Genomic DNA, 19,357 nt, shown 5'->3' with positions numbered 1-19,357 from the left:
CTTACACCTCCCCACAGATCGGTAATTGCCCTATCGAATACAAGTACTCTCCATCGTATTTTAACCTGAATATTAAAACATTGACACCCTTTTTCCGGGCCATCCAAAAAGTTTCTGCAAAATCAGGATCCATTTCTTCATTTGGTGAGAAACAATCGCTTTCCAAGAAAACCAATATTAAAAGAATTGCTTTAAATCCTTTCTCTACGCAGCGCATGAGTTCCCGAACGTGTTTCGTTCCCCTTCGTGTAGGAGCATCTGGAAACATTGCTACGTTCTCATTTCTGAAAGTACATCCCTTCACTTCTATACAGATTCTTTCATCAACGAGAAAATCCAACCTACTATTTCCCAACTTTTTTTCCCTTGTTATTTCAAAGTTCGGAAAAAGTTCCTCGATAATACCTTCAGCAGTGATACTATGATATCCAGAGTGCACAAACACCAACTCTCCTTCATGTTCAACAGCAAGAAGATCCCAACCTGTTCGGCGAGTCTGTGCTTTTTTGCGTTTCAAAAAAACTCTCTTCCCTTCCGAGAGTATAGGAAGGCGTCCCGTGTTGTGAATGTGAACGCGAGTTTCTACATCATCGACGAGAACCACTCCTGTGAATCTACTCTCCCTTTTGAGAAACGTTCCGACTGAATCGAACGGGATCTTCAATCTCACTTTCGATGGATCCTTTCTACCTTCCCAAAGAACAAAGTATGGAAACCATGATCTCCATAAAACTTGTCGATAAGTTCTTGTGGGAGAACGAACGGTTCCACGTTGTTTGCAAATGTTACAGAACACTCTATGACGGTGTGAGCTTCTCTAATGGGAGCGGTGAACCCATCGATTTCATCCAAGTGAAGCAGGCCTTTTTTGAATTTGTCTTCATGATATCCACTCACGCTCCCGAAATAGTCAAGTGCTTCTTGATACCGATTGTCTAAAAAATTCAACGTGAATCTTTTGGTCTCTTTTACGAGACGCCAAGTGAATCTTTGAGGTCTTACAGCAGAAATGAAGTATTCTTCGTTCCACATGATACCGAAGAATCCCCATCCTATGGTCATTCCATTAACCCTATCACCCGATCTACTTGCCAGAATCACTCTTCCTTCCTTTAGATCTTCTAACAATTTTTCGAACATGCTCACCATACCTCCTCAAGAGATAAACTACGTATTCCTTATCGAAAACTCTATAGACAGGACGCCTCAAAATAACAAACACTGTGTTGAACAAAAATTCCCGGAGCTTGATGTAACGCTTGACCTTGACTTTTTCTAGGAAAAAGATAGCAGAGAATCTTAAGAAACCTGCACCAAGAAAGAGAAATTGAAGACCAAATATTTCAAAATTATGTACCTTTATATAAATTTCCGAAAGATTGTGGGCGAGTATTCCTCCTAACAAAGAGCCTACAAGACTTCCCAAACTCGCAAAAGATGAGTTCACTCCAAAAAAGATGGGATCCGATGTAGAGGCAACTTCCATCGGTAAAACCGTGAGTGAGAGATTTATAGCAGACCAAGCCACAGCAGAGAAAAGAGCGTCCATCAACATGAGATAAGTGTACGTAGCCCTGTTCATGAAGAACCACATTATAGAAACAAAAGATGCAAGAACTATACCAAACTCTGCGATAGTTTTATGACCGATCTTGTCTGAAACTTTGCTCCATACCATGTATCCTAACACAGCGATGAAATTGTTCACGATCAAAATGTAGGAAATGTACGTGTAGCTTATTCCAAGATTTTTCAAAAGATGATAATGGTAGAAAGCAGAGGAAAATGTGACTGCCATGTTCCAATAGAAAGTGAAGAACACGTACCTCATGAAATTCGTATCTTTCAACGCCAAACGTAATGGAATTCCATTTTCAGCGCTCTTCATAGGAACGTCCGGTAATTCTCTCATGGAGATTATGGATAAAGTGGTACCCACAGCTGCTATCAAAAGTACAAGCTCGAATCCGTTTTTCGTTTTTTCTACAATGAGTGAGTACAAGTAGATTATAAAAGCATTCCCAATCGAAAGGAACACATTCCTTGTTCCGAAGGCTTTTCCCCTTTCCTCAGGTGGGATGAGATCTCTCATCCACGAAGCCCAGGTACTACCAGAGAGAGCGGCAAATATCTGTGATACCGTCAAGGCGGTTAGAAAAATTCTCGGTTCTCTCTTTCCAAGCAACATGAAGATAACGAGCGCAGAAAAAGAATAACGACTGAGCCCATTGAACACATTGACAAGCATTCTTCTACTTTTAAACCTTCGAACGAAGAAAGAAGAGAATAACTGGAAAAACTGCATCATGGGAGGAATCGCAGCGGCAACACTCAAAAGGAATTCGTTCAAATTAAAAGACATCGCAAGGCCTGTAAAGATCGGCCCTTGAGTGAGAAGCATGTAGAATAGAGAGAAAATACCTTCCAACGTGAAGAAAAGATAGATCTTCTTCATCGGCTAGGATGCCAAAATAGATGTCCTGTTTTTTTCTTATAAAGAACCTTCGCCATCACATAACAACCGAGAAGATCGAATACAAGGTCCAACATCGTATCGTCGAGTCCTTTTTGGGTATGATATCCTGGTACCACTTTGTCAGTGATGAACTCTGCTATTTCCCAAAGCAAACCGGAAAATGCTCCAAGAAGAAACGCCATAAACACTGAAGGGTTGACTTGACGCCAGTATTTGGATCTTCTCGTTAATATTTGATAGAAGAAATAAGTGATCACAAAGGAACCGTAAAAATGAAGATACTTGTCCCAAAAGGCGATTCTCTCATAGAAATTCAGAAACTGGCCCAAAATGGAATGGAGAAAGATCGATGAAGAGAGCATCAACTTCGTTTTCTCTGGAATCTCTTGTTGGGTGACTTTTTCGTAGATATGAGGAGAAAATCCTCCCAACCAAAAGATGAAATAACCCACTGCTTCGATGATCTTAAATCTGATTAGAGAAAGTATGGCTGGAACTCCCAAAAAGAACACAAGCATCCTGTTTAAAACACCTTCAACGGGCTCTACCGCATTTCTATAGGTAATTTTTATCACCCCCATAGAAAGCATGCAGATGTATTATATTGCATAGAGGGAGTTGAAAATTTGAAATACTTGTTACTCTTTCTGGCAACATTGCTTTTCGACAACTCAGGTACTCCTCTTCCTATTTTAGCAGCGTCCGCCTTGATAATCGCGGGGAAAATGGATACTTTCCCTGCATTTCTATCTATTTATTTAGGACTCTTGGGATGGGATTTACTCACCTTTCTTTTAGGAAAAGAACTGAAACCGATACTTTCAAAAATCAAACGGAAGTTCATTCAAAGGATTCTAAAAGAATTTTCAGGTGTTTACATCTCATCGGAAAATATTCTGGTACTTCTGTGCAAATTCATTCCGTGGATAGGGAAATTCACACCTTTCCTGGCAGGTTACACAGGAAGGGGAATTGAAACACTTCTTGTGATATGGGCCGGAGATCTCCTTTACGAAAGTGCTTTCCTTTTTTCTTCCCTGACCGTTGGGAAGGTGTTTTTAAAATATTCAAAGGTACTCGGTGTTCTCCTTTTTGTAATGACTATGATCTTATACATCCTCTGGAGAAATAGGGTTAAAAAAATCATCAACAAAGAAAATGGCTAAAACGCCCGATCAGTTATTTTATGCATCCGAATTCCATAATAATACATGTTTATTCCAAATTAAAGTCCTGTGAATCTCTTTTAACTCAAAGTAAAGAAAAGGAAGTTGAAACCCCTGAGAAGTTATAATCTTTGGGAAAGGGAAGGAGGTGCAACATGTCAAAGGCTCTTCTCGCCTTGGAAGATGGATCGTTTTTTTTTGGCCGAAGTTTGGGTGCAGAAGGTGAAACGTTCGGCGAGTTGGTTTTCAACACGGGTATGACCGGTTACCAGGAAGTCCTCACAGATCCCTCCTACACAGGCCAAATCGTTGTCATGACCTATCCAGAGATCGGTATCTACGGAGTAAACGAAGAAGATGTAGAATCGGATGGGATAAAAGTTGCTGGATTCGTTGTCTACAGAAGCGTGAATGTTCCTTCCAATTGGAGAGCTACCAAATCTTTCCCCGAATATTTGAAAGAGAACAATATTGTTGCAATCGAAGGAGTAGACACAAGAGCACTTACAAGGAAAATTCGTGTGAAAGGTGCGATGAAAGGAGCGATATCCACTTATGATTTGAACCCGGAATCTCTGGTAAAACGAGTAAAAGAAAGCCCAAGCATAGTTGGAAGAGATCTCGCAGGTCTCGTAACACCGAAAAATATCGTGAAGGAGAACAAAGATGGAGATTTCTCTGTAGTGGTTTTAGATTCAGGTGTGAAGTGGGGCATTCTTAGGGATTTAAAAAGAGTGGGAGCACGTGTCGTAAGAGTTCCGTACGGTGTTGAGATAGAGGATATCAAGAAACTCAATCCAGATGGAATTTTGATATCAAACGGTCCGGGCGATCCAGCCGCACTTCATAAGACAGTGAATCTCATAAAAGAGCTCTTGAAAGAGGAAATCCCTCTCGCAGGAATCTGTCTTGGGCACCAGCTTCTCGGTCTTGCCGTTGGCGGGCGAACGTACAAAATGAAATTCGGTCACAGGGGCATAAATCATCCTGTTAAAGATTTGAGAACTGGACGAGTTTTGATCACAACTCACAATCATGGATTCGCAGTGGATCCCAAAAGTTTTGGTCTACCAGAATTGGGAAGCGAAGATCAAGATGCGAATGTGCTCACCAAGAATCTTCAAAAAATATCCGTTCTCGAAGGAAAGAGTCCTCAAGGAATAAAGATTGAAGTTACCCATATTTCTTTGAACGATGGAACGCTGGAAGGAATGAGGCTGGTTGATTATCCAGCCTTTTCTGTTCAATACCACCCCGAAGCTTCCCCGGGGCCACACGATGCGAAATATTTCTTTGAAGAGTTCAAACGCCTCATAAAGGAGGTAAAGTAATGCCTAGAAGAGAGGATATAAAGAGGATCCTCGTCATAGGATCCGGGCCGATCACAATCGGACAGGCTGCCGAATTCGATTACTCTGGAACGCAGGCTCTCAAAGCTTTGAAAAGTGCGGGATACGAGGTGGTGATCGTCAATTCCAATTCTGCAACCATAATGACAGATCCAGAATTTTCTGACGCAGTTTACATAGAACCACTGACTGTGGAATTTCTCGAAGAGATTATAAAGAAAGAAAGACCTGATGCCTTACTTCCCACCCTCGGGGGACAAACTGCCTTGAATCTTGCGGTAGAGCTCGCTGAAAAAGGTATTCTGGACAAATACGGTGTTCAGTTGATAGGTGCAAAACTCGAGTCAATAAAAAAGGCAGAAGACAGAGAATTGTTCAAAAAGACGATGGAGAAGGCGGGCCTCGAGGTATTGAGAAGTAGACTCGTGAACAGTCTCGGAGATGCCATTGAAACGGCAAGAGAATTTGGTTATCCTGTTATAATAAGGCCAAGTTTCACTTTGGGAGGTACAGGTGGAGGGATTGCTTTCAACGAGGAAGAACTTCAGGACATAGTAACAAAAGGGCTCATCGAAAGCCCCGTCAACACTGTTTTGATAGAAGAATCCGTCCTCGGATGGAAAGAGTATGAGTTAGAGGTTGTGAGAGATAGTGCAGGAAATTTCATCGTAGTTTGTTCAATAGAAAATCTAGACCCCATGGGAATCCACACCGGAGATTCCATCACAGTTGCTCCATCCCAAACGCTCACGGACGCTGAATACCAAAGAATGAGAGATGCAGCATATAAAGTCATAGACGCTATCGGAATAGAAACAGGTGGATCCAACATACAATTTGCTGTTGATCCGAAAACCGGTAGGATGGTCGTAATAGAAATGAATCCTAGGGTTTCTAGATCGTCTGCCTTAGCTTCGAAAGCAACAGGATATCCAATTGCAAAGATCGCGGCTCTTCTTGCCGTTGGCTTCACTCTCGATGAAATACCAAACTACATCACAGGAAAGACCATGGCCGCGTTTGAACCTTCTATAGACTACGTCGTGGTGAAAATGCCAAGGTTTCAACTTGAAAAGTTCCCAAATGCCGATCCGAGGCTCAACACCCAGATGAAATCTGTGGGGGAAGTAATGGCGATAGGTAGAACTTTCAAAGAAGCTTTAGGAAAAGCCTTGAGATCGCTTGAACTTGATACCGCACCGGAACTAGATTTAGAACACATAAGAGAACACCTCGCCAATCCCACTCCCGAAAGAATATCTTACATCTTCGCTGCTTTTAGAAACGGAATGGATGTGGATGATATCCACGAACTCACGAAAATTGATAGATGGTTCCTAAGAGAAATGAAAGCCTGTATAGATCTGGAAGAAGAATTGAAACAGAGAAGGTACGATGTTGACATTCTCAGGAAAGCTAAGGAATGGGGCTATTCCGATAGAGAAATCGCAGAAATATGGGAAACTTCGGAAAAAGAAGTAAGAAAGATGAGAGAAAAGAATAAGATCTTCCCTGTTTACAAGATGGTAGATACCTGCGCCGCAGAATTCGAAGCAGAAACTCCTTATTACTACTCCACGTATAACGGTGTAGAAAATGAAGCGATCCCAACGGATCGAGAAAAGATCATGATCTTGGGATCTGGACCCAATAGGATAGGACAAGGAATAGAATTCGATTACACAAACGTACACGGTGTTTGGGCCTTCCAAGAAGAAGGTTACGAAACCATTATGGTCAACTCCAATCCCGAAACTGTCTCGACTGACTACGACACTTCCGATAGGTTGTATTTCGAACCACTCACAGCTGAAGACGTGCTCGAAATCGTACGAAACGAAAAACCAAAAGGTGTAGTGGTGGCTTTTGGTGGGCAAACACCATTAAGGATCGCTAAACACCTTGTGGAAGACGGCGTTAACATCATTGGAACGAGTTTTGAATCAATAGAGATAGCCGAAGATAGGGAAAAATTTGCAAGACTTCTCAAAAAAATCGGTCTGAGATGTCCTCCTTTCGGAACCGCAACATCCGTGGAAGAGGCTCTCGAAACGGCTGAACGTCTTGGATACCCAGTGTTAGTGAGGCCGAGTTATGTTCTTGGTGGCAGGGCGATGGCAATCGTTGATACTCCTCAAGAATTGGAAAGATACGTCAGAGAAGCAGCTGTGGTGTCTCCAGGGTATCCAATCCTAATAGACAAATTCCTTGAAGATGCGATAGAAATCGATGTGGATGTGGTGTCAGACGGCAGACACGTTTGGATAGCAGGCTTAATGGAGCAGATAGAAGAAGCGGGAGTTCACTCCGGAGATTCAGCATGTGTTCTCCCACCGGTGAGCTTATCTGAAAATCTTGTGGATGAAATAGAACGAACCGTTTGTAAGCTCGTGAAAGCTCTGAAGATAGTGGGAGTAGCGAACATACAGATGGCGGTGAAGGATGAAGACATCTATATCATAGAAGCGAATCCAAGGGCTTCAAGAACCGTACCTTTTGTGAGTAAAGCTATCGGTATTCCTGTCGCGAAAATAGCAGCCAAGGTCATGATAGGAAAATCTCTGCTCGAGGTTCTCCTGGAACACATTCCGTACCCCACAAGACCCGGAAGGGTTTTCGAAAGATTGGAAGAAGTTGAAATTCTTCCAACTCCATGGCCAAAGATGTTTTCAGTAAAAGAAGTTGTGATTCCGTTCCATAAATTCCCTGGAACCGATATTCTGCTTGGTCCAGAAATGCGTTCCACGGGTGAGGTTATGGGAATAGGAGAAGACTTTGCTGAAGCCTTTGCCAAGGCTCAGATTGCCGCTGGAAATCCACTACCAACACATGGAGCCATACTTGCAACGATCGCAGATAAAGATAAACGAGAAGCAATCCCATTACTCACACATCTTGCAGACATGGGATTTGAAATATACGCAACAAAAGGAACGGCAAAAGCATTACAATCACACAGTGTTAATGTCAAAATCGTCCCAAAAGTAGGCGAAGGGAGACCCGATGTCATAGACCTCCTGGATCAGGGAAAGATATCATTGGTCGTGAACACACAGTCCAGCGATGAACCGTTGCTTGTCGCAGTATTACACGGAAGGGATCCTTTCAAACTCGAAGGAAGAAGAACTGTGGGATACATGATCAGAACAACAGCTTTGAAGAGGAAAATACCGTACTTAACCACTATTGAAGCCCTCAGAGCAGCAGTGTCCGCAATCAGAAAAATGAAGAAAGGCTCCATTGTAAAAGTGAGGAGACTCACTGACATATGGAAAACGTGAAGGGCCCATTGGCCCTTCTTTTACCATATCTCTTCGAGTTTTCTGCATATGAGATCTCCCATCCGAGAAGTAGAAACTGCTTTTTCTGGATCGTCTGCTATATCTTTCGTTCTGTACCCTTCGTCTATCACCATCTCCACTGCTCTCTCTATTTTTCTTGCTACTTCAGCCATACCGAACGAGTATTCCAACATCATCGCAAGCGAGAGAATTTGAGCAATAGGATTGGCAACGTTTTTACCGGCTATGTCAGGAGCCGATCCTCCTGCAGGTTCATAAAGATTTTTGTCTCCAAAAGATGCAGACGGTAAAAGACCAAGTGATCCTGGAAGAGCCGCGCTTTCATCCGAAATTATGTCACCGAACATGTTGGTCGTGAGAATCACATCGAACTGGGACGGTTTCAAAACGAGCTGCATAGCTGCATTGTCAACATACATATGAGAGAGCTCAACATCTGGATATTCTACAGCCACTTCACTTACCACCTTTCTCCATAACATAGAGCTGTAAAGAACGTTCGCCTTGTCGACAGAGGTTACTTTTTTCCTTCGACTTCTTGCAATTTTAAAAGCTGTTCTTGCAATTCGTTCAACGGTTTTCCTATCGTAGATCATAGTGTCGAATCCTTTCTCTTCGTCGATTCCCCTCGGTTCTCCATAGTAAACACCGTAAGAGAGTTCTCTTACAGTAACCAGATCAACACCGTCTCTGATGACCTCCTCTTTCAACGGTGAAATTGTTACGAGAGATTTGTAAACCCTTATCGGTCTGATGTTCGCGTAGAGATTGAGCATTTTCCTCAGTGCAAGAAGTCCACCTATTTCTGGCCTTTTTTGAGGAGGAAGATCGTCCCATTTCGGTCCTCCAACACTTCCAAGAAAGATGGCGTCAGCCTCTAAGCAGATCTTTTTTGTTTCCTCAGGGAGAGGCTCACCAAATTTATCAATAGCGTCCCCTCCAATATAACCGAAGACTTTTTCAAACTTCTTTTCCATTTTTTTCTCCACAATTTCCAACACTTTTAAAGCCTCTCTCACAACCTCTGGACCTATACCGTCACCTGGAAGAATCGCTATTTTCGTCATCGATCATTCCCCCAATTCCTTCAAACAGTACTCGAGCCACCCACCGGCGTTCATAATCCTCATGAGAAACTCTGGATACGGTCTCACTTTGTACTCTTTTCCTTTGGTGAGATTCTTCACAATCCCATTTTCTAGATCTACTTCCGCAATGTCCCCTTCTTCAAATTCACCTTCTTTCAATTCCACTATGGGAAGACCTATATTTATAGCGTTTCTAAAAAAGATTCTTGCAAAAGATTTCGCAACAACACAGGAAATCCCAGCGGCCTTTATCGCAACGGGTGCGTGTTCTCTGGATGAGCCACAACCGAAATTTTCACCTGCAACGATGATTCCTCCCTTTATGTCATCCCTCCTTCCAAAACCTGGTCTTGCATCTTCCATGCAGTATTTCGCGAGCTCCTGTGGATCGGAGGTGTTCAAGTACCTCGCTGGAATGATTTCATCGGTATTCACATTGTCTCCGAAAACAAAAACCTTTCCCTTTATCTTCACTATCATCACCTCACAATTTTCTTGGATCCGCTATGTATCCTTTTACAGCACTGGCCGCTGCAACAGCGGGCGAGGCAAGAAAAACCTTACTGTTCGGATGCCCCATCCTCCCCACAAAATTCCTGTTGGTCGTGGAGACCGCTATTTCTCCTTCTGCAAGTACACCCATGTGCCCCCCAAGACAAGGCCCACAAGTTGGAGTTGAAACCACACAACCCGCATCGATGAATACATCTATGAATCCTTCTCTCAAAGCCTGTTTGTACACTCTTTGAGAACCTGGAATCACAATACAACGAACATTCGGAGCAACAGTTCTTCCTTCCAATATTTGAGCTGCAAGCCTTAAATCTTCTATTCTACCGTTGGTACAGCTTCCTATCACCACTTGATCTATCTTTATCTTCTCTCTCTCTGCTACAGAAACATCTTTCGCGTTAGAAGGAAGGAAAGGATAGGCAACTTGGGGTTCCAGTTCGGAAAGATCCAATTCCAGCTCTTTCACATATTTGGCATCTTCATCCGGATACATCTCCTCGACCTCTATTCCTCTTTCTTTTTCGTAAGAAATCGTGATCTCGTCCACTGGAAAGAGACCCGTTTTTCCTCCCGCTTCAATGGCCATGTTCGATATAGTGAATCTTCCATCCATGGATATTTCTTTCACTCCAGGACCACTGAATTCTATCGCTTTGTAGTTGGCTCCGTCGACTCCAAGAATGGAGATGAGCTTCAAAACCAGATCTTTAGCTGTTACCATTTCCTTGAACTTTCCCTTGAGCCATACTTTTATGCTTTCTGGAACACGAATCCATACCTTCCCTATGAGATAGAAACCTGCTATGTCCGTAGAACCAACACCCGTTGCGAAAGCTCCCAAAGCGCCATAAGTACACGTGTGTGAGTCTGCTCCCACCACAAAATCACCGGATTTCACTATTCCTTCCTCTGGAAGAAGAACGTGTTCTATTCCCATTCTGCCTATTTCAAAGAACATTTCTATACCTTGCTCACGAGCGAATTCCCTAACCACTTTCACCTGCATAGCAGATTTTATATCTTTGTTCGGAGTGAAGTGATCCGGGACAAGCACCGTTCGTTCTGGATATTTTACTCTTTTGCCACCATATTCCCTGAATTTCTTTATTGCAAGAGGAGCTGTTATATCGTTGGCAAGGGCAACGTCTGGTTCCAAGAGGAGAAACTCTCCAGGCTCCACACTTCTTCCAGCCTTTCTGGAGAGAATTTTTTCAGCGAGAGTCATTCATTCAACACCTCCATTTTTCCTCAAAAGCCCTTTGGATATAAGATACTTGTTTATAGCGTTTATGTAAGCTATTGCGGACGCTTCAACAATGTCGGTTGACACTCCTCTTCCGCTGTACAACTCTCCGTTTATGTTGATCGTCAATTTTACCTCCCCCTGGGCGTTCTTACCAGTTCCAACCGCTTGTATTATGTACTCTTCGAGTTTCGGCTGAATCCCCAAAGCCTTGTCTATGGCCTTGAAGATGGCGTCAACAGGTCCATTTCCTGCCTCAGCTGCCTCTTTCTTTTCGTTGCCAACCTGAAGCACAACAGCAGCCGTAGGGAGTAGGCTGTTCCCCGTGTGAACGTGGAAATGAACAAGTTTGTAACCGTTTAAAGGTTCCTTTAAAACTTCGGAAACGATGGAAAAGAGATCGTCGTCGTAAACTTCTTTCTTTCTGTCGGCAAGTTCTGTGAATTTTTCGAAGACTTTTTGGAAAGTTTCGTCATCGAGTTTTATACCATAGGTCTCGAGTTTCTTTCTAAGTGCATGTTTCCCTGAATGCCTCCCAAGAACAAGCGTTTCTGATGATCGTCCGATGTCCGACGGTTTCATGATCTCATAGGTTTCTCTGTGTTTCAGTACACCATCTTGATGAATTCCTGATTCGTGGAGAAAGACGTTTTCACCCACGATCGGCTTATTTCTCGAAGGTATCAATCCTGTTATGTGAGTGAGAAGCCTCGAAGCAGGATAAATAAGTTCAGTCCTTATGCCCGTTTCAAAGGGGAGTTTGTCTTTCCTCACTTTCAATATCATCACGAACTCTTCCAAAGCACAATTCCCCGCTCTTTCACCTATTCCGTTCAACGTCACTTCCACTTGGTCTGCTCCGTTCTGAACAGCTGCGAGTGAATTGGCTACAGCAAGTCCAAGGTCATTGTGACAGTGTACTGAAAGATCCACGTTTTCTATTCCCGGGACTCCCCCTTTCAAGGTTTTTATGAGTTCACCAAATTCACTTGGAAGAGCGTATCCCACAGTATCGGGAACGTTAATGGTTGTCGCTCCAGATTCAATCGCCGTTTTGTAGGCTTCAATTAGGAAAGGAATCTCTGTTCTAGTAGCATCTTCTGCGGAGAACTCAACAAGATCGAAGAACTGTTTGGCGTAAGCAACGTACCTTTTTATTCTTTCAAGGATCTCTTCTTTCTCCATTCTTAACTTGTATTTTCGGTGGATGGGAGAAGTTGCTATGAAAACGTGTATCATTCGTTTTTCTTTGGGACGATCTTTAAGGGCTTCATATGCAGCTTCTATGTCCTTTTCCACACACCTCGCAAGACCAACCACGATAGGTTTTTGCACTGCTGATGCTACTCTTTTAACTGCCTCGAACTGAACCGGTGAAGAAACGGGAAAACCTGCTTCAATGAGATCTACTCCTAGATCCTCAAGCATGAGAGACACTTCCACTTTTTCTTCTACAGACATAGAAGCCCCAGGAGACTGCTCCCCATCCCTCAAAGTGGTATCGAATATCTTAATCCTCCTCATTTTCCCTCATCTCCTCTTCGTCTTTATGAAGCTTGTACTCTAAAGACTCCAACAAGGCAATCCAAGAAGCCTCTATGATGTTTGGAGAAACACCCACAGTTCCCCATCTTCTCTTACCGTCACTGGATTCTATGAGAACTCTCGTTGTTGCCCTGGTACCTGCTTGTTCGTTCAATATTCTCACTTTGTAGTCAGCGAGCCTCGTGTTTTTCAAAGATGGATAGAATTTTTCCAATGCTTTTCTCACAGCCCTATCCAACGCTTCAACCGGTCCTTCTCCTTCTGCCGCCGTGTGTTCAAAGGGTTCTTCATGGCCTAACCGTTTAGCCACTTCGTTTGGTACTTTCACCTTCACGGTTGCTTCAGAAAAACTTTTCTCATCCTTGTTTTTGATAGTCATAACCGTAAAACCAAGGAATTCAAAGTATTTTTTTCTCTTCCCTAGCATATCCCTTACCAACAGTTCAAAAGATGCTTCGGCTCCTTCGAAATGATACCCTTGAGCTTCGAGTTCTTTGATTTTCTCCAGAATTTCTCGAACTTTCGGAGAAGAACTGTCTATCTCAAGTCCCATTTCTTTTATCTTCTCCAGAACGTTACTCTTGCCCGATAATTCAGAGATGGAAATAATTCTTCTATTTCCAACAAGAGTGGGATCGATGTGTTCGTAGGTCCTCGGATCTCTTTTTATGGCAGAAACATGGACACCTCCTTTATGTGCGAAAGCGTAATCACCTACGTAGGGCATGTTCTCAATATGAGGTCTACCCGAAAGTTCTGCAACGAGGTGTGCGACATCGAAGAGTTTCTTAAGGTTTTCTTTTGGGATGACGTCGAATCCCATTTTCAAAACAAGATTTGGTATCACAGAACAAAGGTTTGCATTTCCACATCTCTCTCCAAGACCGTTTATGGTTCCCTGAACATGAACCACTCCTTTTCTCACTGCGGCAAGTGTGTTGGCAACTGCTAGATCCGAATCGTTGTGTGCGTGTATTCCTATTGATGTCTTCACGTGTTTTTTTACTTCCTCGACGATCTTCTCAATTTCGTGAGGAAGCGTTCCACCGTTCGTATCAGCAAGAACTAAACAGTCCGCTCCTGCTTCTTCTGCCACCTTCAGAGTTTTGAGTGCATATTCCTTGTTAGCTTTGTATCCGTCGAAGAAGTGCTCAGCGTCGTATATTACCTCGTCGGCAAATTTTTTCAAATAAGAAATCGTGTCGTATATCATTTTTAGATTCTCTTCAGGTGTTGTTCTGAGAGCTTTCTCAACATGTAAATCCCAACTCTTTCCGAATATCGTATAAACCGGTGTCTCCGCTTTTATGAGGGTTTGTATGTTCTTGTCTTCCTCTACTCTCATGTTAGCTTTTCGTGTGGAACTGAAAGCAGCAATTTTCAAATTTTTGAACTTCATGTTCTTAACTACCTCAAAAAACGCTATATCTTTTGGATTCGAACCTGGCCATCCGCCTTCTAAATAATGAACCCCGAGATCATCAAGCGCCTCGGCTATCTTTATCTTATCTTCCAGAGAGAAAGAGACTCCGAAAGCTTGTGCCCCATCCCTCAACGTGGTATCATAGATCTTTATACTCAAAAGACCACCTCCTCAGGGCTTTCTGAATGTAGCCCCTTTGCTAGCAGATTGCACAAAGTAAGCATACCTTCTCAGATAATCGCTATCTATCTCCTTTGTTTTTGGAACGAATTCCTTCATTCTTTTCTCAAACTCTTCCTTAGAAATCAAGAGATTGAGGGTTCGCTTTTCAAAATCTATCTCTATGAGATCACCATCTTTGACAATTCCTATAGGACCACCTTCTGCAGCTTCCGGTGACACATGTCCAATAACCGCACCGCGTGAACCACCAGAGAAACGGCCGTCCGTGATGAGAGCCACGTCTTCCGCAAGACCCATTCCTACGATGGCGGAAGTGGGTGACAACATCTCCCTCATCCCAGGTCCACCCTTAGGTCCTTCGTACCTGATCACTACCACATCGCCTTTTTTGATCTTTCCCGAAAGAATCGCTTTCGTAGCTTCTTCTCCATCTTCGAAAACAACGGCTGGTCCAACATGACGTTTCATTTTCTCGGGAACCCCAGACAGTTTCACAACGGCTCCTTCTGGTGCAAGATTTCCAAAGAGTATCCCAAGTCCACCTTCTTCGTGGTAAGGATTGCTGAAAGGTCTAATGATATCCTCATTCATGATCTTAACTTCCTTAACTACTTCTCCTATCTTTCTTTGATAAATCGTTAACGCATCTTCTAGCAACAAACCATTTTCTTGAAGACGTTTCATCACTGCGTATATTCCACCCGCTTCATCAAGATCTTGTATATGATAAGGACCAACCGGCGAGATATTACAAATGTGTGGAACACGTCTACTGAGTTCGTCGAAAATCTTTATATCGAGGTCTATCCCGAAACTCTCGGCAATCGCTTTCAAATGCAATACGGTGTTCGTTGAACCACCCGTTGCAAGGTCAACCATTATGGCGTTCATCAGAGAATTCCGAGTCACGATGTCTCGCGGTCTTACACCTTTTTTCACAAGTTCTACAACGAGTATTCCGGCTTCTTTTGCTATTCTGAGTCTTCTCGCATGAACGGCTGGTACCGTTCCATTGCCTTTTGGAGCAATTCCCAAGGCTTCAGCTAATGAGTTCATAGTGTTCGCCGTAAAAAGTCCTGCACAAGATCCTGCACCCGGACATGCAAGATCTTCTATCGCTTTGAGAGTTTCTTCATCCACTTTTCCTACTTTGTACCCTCCAACTGCTTCGAAGACAGTTATGAGGTCTATATCCTTTCCACCGTATCGTCCGGCGAGCATGGGACCTCCTGAGATCAGTACGGAGGGAATATTCAACCTCCCCATCGCCATTATCATTCCGGGAGTGATTTTGTCACAGTTTGGAACGAACACCAAACCATCGAAGGGGAATCCGTTGGCAACAATTTCTATAGAATCGGCAATAAGTTCTCTGGAGGGAAGAGAGAATTTCATTCCTTTGTGATCCATGGCTACCCCGTCGCAGATTCCAACCGTTGGAAAAACAAAGGGAACCCCTCCCGCCATCATCACTCCAGCTTTCACCGCGTTGACCACTCGATCCAAGTGGATATGTCCAGGTATGATCTCGTTCGCAGAAGAGACGATCCCGATAAAAGGTCTTTTCATTTCTTCGTCTGTTATCCCCAACGCTTTTAAAAGGGATCTATGAGGAGCTCTTTCCAATCCCTTCTTTATTACATCACTCCTCATCTGCGTTCCTCTCCTTGAGCCACGGCATCATTTTTCTGAGCTCTCTCCCTACTTTTTCTATTAGATGCTCTGATTCTTTCTTTCTCATGGTGTAGAAATAAGGTCTTCCTGCTTGATTTTCTAAAATCCAGTCTTTCGCAAACTTACCCGTTTGTATATCCTTGAGCATCTGTTTCATATTCTCTCTGACTTCTTTCGTGACGATTTTTTCTTGACTGATGTAATCACCGTACTCTGCTGTGTTACTGACCGAATACCTCATAAAGCTGAGACCACCTTCGTAAATGAGATCGACAATGAGCTTGAGTTCATTCAAACATTCAAAGTAAGCGATTTCAGGTTGGTATCCAGCTTCGACGAGTGTTTCGAATCCGGCCTTTATGAGAGCTGTTACTCCCCCACAAAGTACGGCTTGTTCGCCAAAAAGGTCTGTTTCTGTCTCTTCTTTGAAAGTAGTTTCAATCACTCCTGCTCTTGTAACACCTATCCCCTTGGCATAGGCGAGGGCTAAATCTTTCGCCTTTCCTGTGTAATCCTGATAAACAGCGATAAGAGCAGGCACACCTCTTCCTTCAACATACTCTCTTCGCACGATATGACCAGGACTTTTTGGTGCGATCATGGTCACGTCAACATTTTTCGGAGGAATGATTTGATGATAATGTACGTTGAACCCATGGGCAAACATGAGCATTTTCCCTTCTGTCAGATGTTTTTCTATGTATTTCTTGTAAATTTCGGGTTGATGCTCATCTGGAATGAGAATCATGATGATGTCTGCTTCTCTAGCTGCTTCTTCGATCGTTTTCACGGTGAGTCCTTGTGCTTCCGCTTTCTTCCAGCTTTTACTTTCTTCCCTCAAACCAACTATCACATTCAAACCACTGTCCTTCAGATTCAAAGCGTGTGCGTGTCCCTGGCTCCCGTAACCTATAATGGCAATCTTTTTGTCTTTAATAAAATCCAGATTCGCATCTTTGTCATAATAAATCACCGCCATCAAAATCCCTCCTTTTCTTTTACGTTCCATCTGTTCATGGCCACTATTCCTGTTCTTGCAATCTCTTCTACTTGTTTTTCTGGAAGAAGATCTATAAAAGCCTCTACTTTACTTCTCGACCCCGTTATCTCTATGATCGCTCCTTCCCTGGATACGTCTATTATCTTCCCCCTGAAGATTTCAACGAGTTGGAACAGTTCCTGTTTGTCCCCCTCGAATTTCACTTTGATGAGAGCCATTTCTCTCTCAACGCGGTTCTCGGGAAGAGGATCGATAGGAGTGACCTTCACAACCTCGACCAGTTTGTAAGCTTGTTTTTCTATTTGTTCAATCGTCCTGTCGTCTCCTTTAACCATGATAACCAATCGGGAAAGGCCAGGGGTTTCGGATTCCCCGACCGTGATGCTACTTATGTTAAAACCTCTTCTCGCAAAAAGATTGGCTACCTTTCTCATAACACCAGGTTTGTTGTGAACCAACATAGAAACCAGATGTTCATGACCGTTTCTCATCTTTCATCACCTCTCCGACTTTCCTCGATAGTTCGTAGTACCCTCTCTACGAAAGATTCATCGTATGGAGCCTCAACGAGTGGTGTTCCTACATCTTCTCCTGGTGGAACCATTGGAAGCACATTTTCCGCGGGATCGATCACAGCGTGTATGAGCATTGGATCTTTGGATTTTGCAAGGTCTTCTATTGCTTTGTCCACTTGGTCCGGTTTCTCTATCCTTATCGCTTTTATTCCAACAGACTCAGCTATTTTCGCAAAATCGGGGTTATCTTCCAACACCGTGGCGGAGTATCTGCAGTTGAAAAAGAGTTGCTGCCATTGCCTCACCATTCCTAAAGCCTTGTTGTCCATTACTATGATCTTCACGGGAAGGTTGTATCTTTTTATCGTCATGAGCTCCTGGATGTTCATTTGGAAGCCTCCGTCACCGGCGAAAACCACAACCTCCCTGTCGGGGGCTCCAATTTTCGCTCCGATTCCAGCTGGAAGAGCATAACCCATAGTTCCAAGACCACCGGAACAGAGGAACGACCGTTGATACTTGAATCTATAGAATTGAGCGACCCACATCTGGTTTTGCCCAACGTCAGCTACAACTATCGTATCATCTGGAAAAACTTCATTTACCTTTTCAACGATGTACTGGGGTTTTATAAGCTTACCGTCCTTCTTGTAAGTGAGAGGATACTTCCTTTTCACTTCTTGAAGTTCTTCGATCCAATCAGAGAAATCTGTTTCGATGTCATACTTCAAAAATTCTTCGAGGACACTTTTCAGATCACCAACGATGGGAACATCTGCTCCCACGTTTTTCCCAATTTCTGCTGGATCAATATCAACATGGATTATTCTGGCATTTTTGGCGAAAGTTCTTGGATTCCCGAGAATCCTATCGCTGAATCTCACACCAAGTGCTATGATCAAATCCGCATTGGCTACCGCATAGTTTCCGTAGTACGCACCGTGCATTCCTATTCCATTGTAATAAAGTCTCTCATCAGAAGGATGAACACCACGTCCCATCAACGTACTCACGGCTGGTACACCGAATTTGTCGATAAATTTGTTCACCAAATCCATGGAACCAGAAAGATTCGCTCCTCCTCCGACAATCACCAGAGGACGTTTCGAGTTCTTCAAAAGATCGATAGCTTTCTTTATCTGCTTTGGATGGCCTTTCACGGTGGGTTTGTAGCCAAGGATTTCTATTTCGTCTGGATAATCGAATTCTCCTTCCGCAGTTTGAATATCCTTAGGAAAATCAAGAAGTACGGGGCCGGGTCTTCCTGTAGTTGCAACGTAGAAAGCTTCTTTTATAGCGTACGGAAGCTCTTCTATACCGGTGACAAGATGGTTGTGCTTGGTAATCGGCATAGTGATACCTGTGACGTCAACTTCCTGGAAAGCATCCGTCCCTATCATCGAGGTGGGAACTTGGCCCGTTATGACGACCAAGGGAATGGAATCCATATGAGCAGTGGCGATCCCTGTTACTGTGTTCGTGGCTCCTGGGCCAGAAGTGACGATCACAACACCTGGCTTCCCGGTTACCCTCGCGTATCCGTCAGCAGCGTGCGTTGCGCCTTGCTCGTGCCTGAAAAGATAGAAGTTTATCTTGTCTTCATAATCACAGAGTTCATCGTAGACGTTGATTATTGCCCCTCCTGGAATACCAAAAATCGTATCCACACCTTCTCTCAAAAACGCCTCAAACAACATCTTTGAACCTTTCATCTTCACGTGGACCACTCCTCTCGGATATTGAATGATTATACCGAAAATTTGGAATAACAAATCATGGTAGGTTTTTTAGGAATAGTATCATCACCACCTCTAAACTGTCAAGTCGTTAAGTCGATTTTTTGGTATTAGTATCATTTTCATCATGAAAATGTAAAATTC

16 protein-coding genes are annotated in these 19,357 nt (G+C 43.3%); 3 read left to right on the top strand and 13 right to left on the bottom strand.

Annotated features, from left to right (window positions below):
• Position 1: 1 nt before the first annotated feature.
• The 4 genes from sfsA to AS005_RS05980 are packed head-to-tail and all read right to left on the bottom strand — an operon-like array spanning position 2 to position 2,994.
• Positions 2-670 (bottom strand): DNA/RNA nuclease SfsA, encoded by a 669-nt coding sequence (gene sfsA, locus AS005_RS05995; protein WP_101510781.1) that lies wholly within the window; start codon positions 668-670, stop codon positions 2-4.
• Positions 667-1,140 carry a flavin reductase family protein gene (locus tag AS005_RS05990; RefSeq protein ID WP_199203863.1) on the bottom strand — a complete coding sequence of 158 codons (474 nt, stop codon included), beginning with the start codon at positions 1,138-1,140 and terminating at the stop codon, positions 667-669. The genes sfsA and AS005_RS05990 overlap by 4 nt, the downstream gene beginning before the upstream one ends.
• The gene (locus AS005_RS05985) at positions 1,085-2,455 is read right to left on the bottom strand and encodes an MFS transporter (RefSeq protein WP_101510780.1); all 1,371 of its coding nucleotides are present in this window, start codon (positions 2,453-2,455) and stop codon (positions 1,085-1,087) included. The genes AS005_RS05990 and AS005_RS05985 overlap by 56 nt, the downstream gene beginning before the upstream one ends.
• On the bottom strand, positions 2,452-2,994 hold the full coding sequence (locus AS005_RS05980; protein WP_233186262.1) for a hypothetical protein: 543 nt from the start codon (positions 2,992-2,994) through the stop codon (positions 2,452-2,454). Before AS005_RS05980 ends, AS005_RS05985 begins: the two co-directional genes overlap by 4 nt.
• Before the next feature lie 108 nt (positions 2,995-3,102).
• Here AS005_RS05980 and AS005_RS05975 point away from each other — a divergent pair, with 108 nt between their 5' ends.
• The 3 genes from AS005_RS05975 (at position 3,103) to carB (ending at position 8,272) form a co-directional block, all read left to right on the top strand.
• Complete coding sequence (locus AS005_RS05975) at positions 3,103-3,642, top strand: hypothetical protein (protein ID WP_101510778.1); 540 nt, start codon at positions 3,103-3,105, stop codon at positions 3,640-3,642.
• Positions 3,643-3,797: 155 nt separating this feature from the next.
• Positions 3,798-4,973 (top strand): glutamine-hydrolyzing carbamoyl-phosphate synthase small subunit, encoded by a 1,176-nt coding sequence (carA, locus tag AS005_RS05970; protein ID WP_101510777.1) that lies wholly within the window; start codon positions 3,798-3,800, stop codon positions 4,971-4,973.
• Positions 4,973-8,272 (top strand): carbamoyl-phosphate synthase large subunit, encoded by a 3,300-nt coding sequence (gene carB, locus AS005_RS05965; RefSeq protein ID WP_101510776.1) that lies wholly within the window; start codon positions 4,973-4,975, stop codon positions 8,270-8,272. Before carA ends, carB begins: the two co-directional genes overlap by 1 nt.
• A 20-nt stretch (positions 8,273-8,292) precedes the next feature.
• On the opposite strand, the gene leuB is transcribed toward carB, so the two are convergent.
• From leuB to ilvB, 9 genes are read right to left on the bottom strand one after another with little or no spacing between them, the layout of a single operon-like run.
• Positions 8,293-9,360, bottom strand: coding sequence for a 3-isopropylmalate dehydrogenase (gene leuB / locus AS005_RS05960; protein WP_101510775.1), 1,068 nt, complete (start codon positions 9,358-9,360; stop codon positions 8,293-8,295).
• Positions 9,361-9,363: 3 nt separating this feature from the next.
• Complete coding sequence (gene leuD / locus AS005_RS05955; protein WP_101510774.1) at positions 9,364-9,861, bottom strand: 3-isopropylmalate dehydratase small subunit; 498 nt, start codon at positions 9,859-9,861, stop codon at positions 9,364-9,366.
• Between the two features lie 4 nt (positions 9,862-9,865).
• Positions 9,866-11,119, bottom strand: a complete 1,254-nt coding sequence (leuC, locus tag AS005_RS05950; protein ID WP_101510773.1) for a 3-isopropylmalate dehydratase large subunit — start codon at positions 11,117-11,119, stop codon at positions 9,866-9,868.
• On the bottom strand, positions 11,120-12,661 hold the full coding sequence (gene leuA / locus AS005_RS05945; RefSeq protein ID WP_101510772.1) for a 2-isopropylmalate synthase: 1,542 nt from the start codon (positions 12,659-12,661) through the stop codon (positions 11,120-11,122). It abuts the gene before it with no gap.
• Positions 12,648-14,264, bottom strand: coding sequence for a citramalate synthase (cimA, locus tag AS005_RS05940; RefSeq protein WP_101510771.1), 1,617 nt, complete (start codon positions 14,262-14,264; stop codon positions 12,648-12,650). The genes leuA and cimA overlap by 14 nt, the downstream gene beginning before the upstream one ends.
• A gap of 12 nt (positions 14,265-14,276) precedes the next feature.
• Positions 14,277-15,941: a dihydroxy-acid dehydratase gene (gene ilvD, locus AS005_RS05935; RefSeq protein WP_101510770.1), complete on the bottom strand. Its 1,665-nt coding sequence runs from the start codon at positions 15,939-15,941 to the stop codon at positions 14,277-14,279.
• Positions 15,931-16,941, bottom strand: coding sequence for a ketol-acid reductoisomerase (ilvC, locus tag AS005_RS05930; RefSeq protein WP_101510769.1), 1,011 nt, complete (start codon positions 16,939-16,941; stop codon positions 15,931-15,933). The genes ilvD and ilvC overlap by 11 nt, the downstream gene beginning before the upstream one ends.
• Positions 16,941-17,453: an acetolactate synthase small subunit gene (gene ilvN / locus AS005_RS05925; protein WP_101510768.1), complete on the bottom strand. Its 513-nt coding sequence runs from the start codon at positions 17,451-17,453 to the stop codon at positions 16,941-16,943. Before ilvN ends, ilvC begins: the two co-directional genes overlap by 1 nt.
• A complete protein-coding gene (gene ilvB, locus AS005_RS05920) occupies positions 17,450-19,195 on the bottom strand; it encodes a biosynthetic-type acetolactate synthase large subunit (RefSeq protein WP_199203862.1) in 1,746 nt (581 codons plus the stop codon). Before ilvB ends, ilvN begins: the two co-directional genes overlap by 4 nt.
• Positions 19,196-19,357: the final 162 nt, after the last annotated feature.

It is taken from the genome of Thermotoga sp. KOL6, from assembly GCF_002866025.1.
In the GTDB taxonomy this organism is placed as follows: Bacteria; Thermotogota; Thermotogae; order Thermotogales; family Thermotogaceae; genus Thermotoga.
This window is presented reverse-complemented; position numbering and strand designations above follow the sequence as displayed.

Excerpts from the sequence above, each read along its gene's own strand:
- AS005_RS05990 (WP_199203863.1), bottom strand. The coding sequence starts at position 1,140 with ATGTTCGAAAAATTGTTAGAAGATCTAAAGGAAGGAAGAGTGATTCTG.
- AS005_RS05985 (WP_101510780.1), bottom strand. The coding sequence starts at position 2,455 with ATGAAGAAGATCTATCTTTTCTTCACGTTGGAAGGTATTTTCTCTCTA.
- AS005_RS05980 (WP_233186262.1), bottom strand. The coding sequence starts at position 2,994 with ATGCTTGTGTTCTTTTTGGGAGTTCCAGCCATACTTTCTCTAATCAGA.
- carA (WP_101510777.1), top strand. The coding sequence starts at position 3,798 with ATGTCAAAGGCTCTTCTCGCCTTGGAAGATGGATCGTTTTTTTTTGGC.
- carB (WP_101510776.1), top strand. The coding sequence starts at position 4,973 with ATGCCTAGAAGAGAGGATATAAAGAGGATCCTCGTCATAGGATCCGGG.
- leuB (WP_101510775.1), bottom strand. The coding sequence starts at position 9,360 with ATGACGAAAATAGCGATTCTTCCAGGTGACGGTATAGGTCCAGAGGTT.
- leuD (WP_101510774.1), bottom strand. The coding sequence starts at position 9,861 with ATGATAGTGAAGATAAAGGGAAAGGTTTTTGTTTTCGGAGACAATGTG.
- leuC (WP_101510773.1), bottom strand. The coding sequence starts at position 11,119 with ATGACTCTCGCTGAAAAAATTCTCTCCAGAAAGGCTGGAAGAAGTGTG.
- leuA (WP_101510772.1), bottom strand. The coding sequence starts at position 12,661 with ATGAGGAGGATTAAGATATTCGATACCACTTTGAGGGATGGGGAGCAG.
- ilvD (WP_101510770.1), bottom strand. The coding sequence starts at position 15,941 with ATGAGGAGTGATGTAATAAAGAAGGGATTGGAAAGAGCTCCTCATAGA.
- ilvC (WP_101510769.1), bottom strand. The coding sequence starts at position 16,941 with ATGGCGGTGATTTATTATGACAAAGATGCGAATCTGGATTTTATTAAA.
- ilvN (WP_101510768.1), bottom strand. The coding sequence starts at position 17,453 with ATGAGAAACGGTCATGAACATCTGGTTTCTATGTTGGTTCACAACAAA.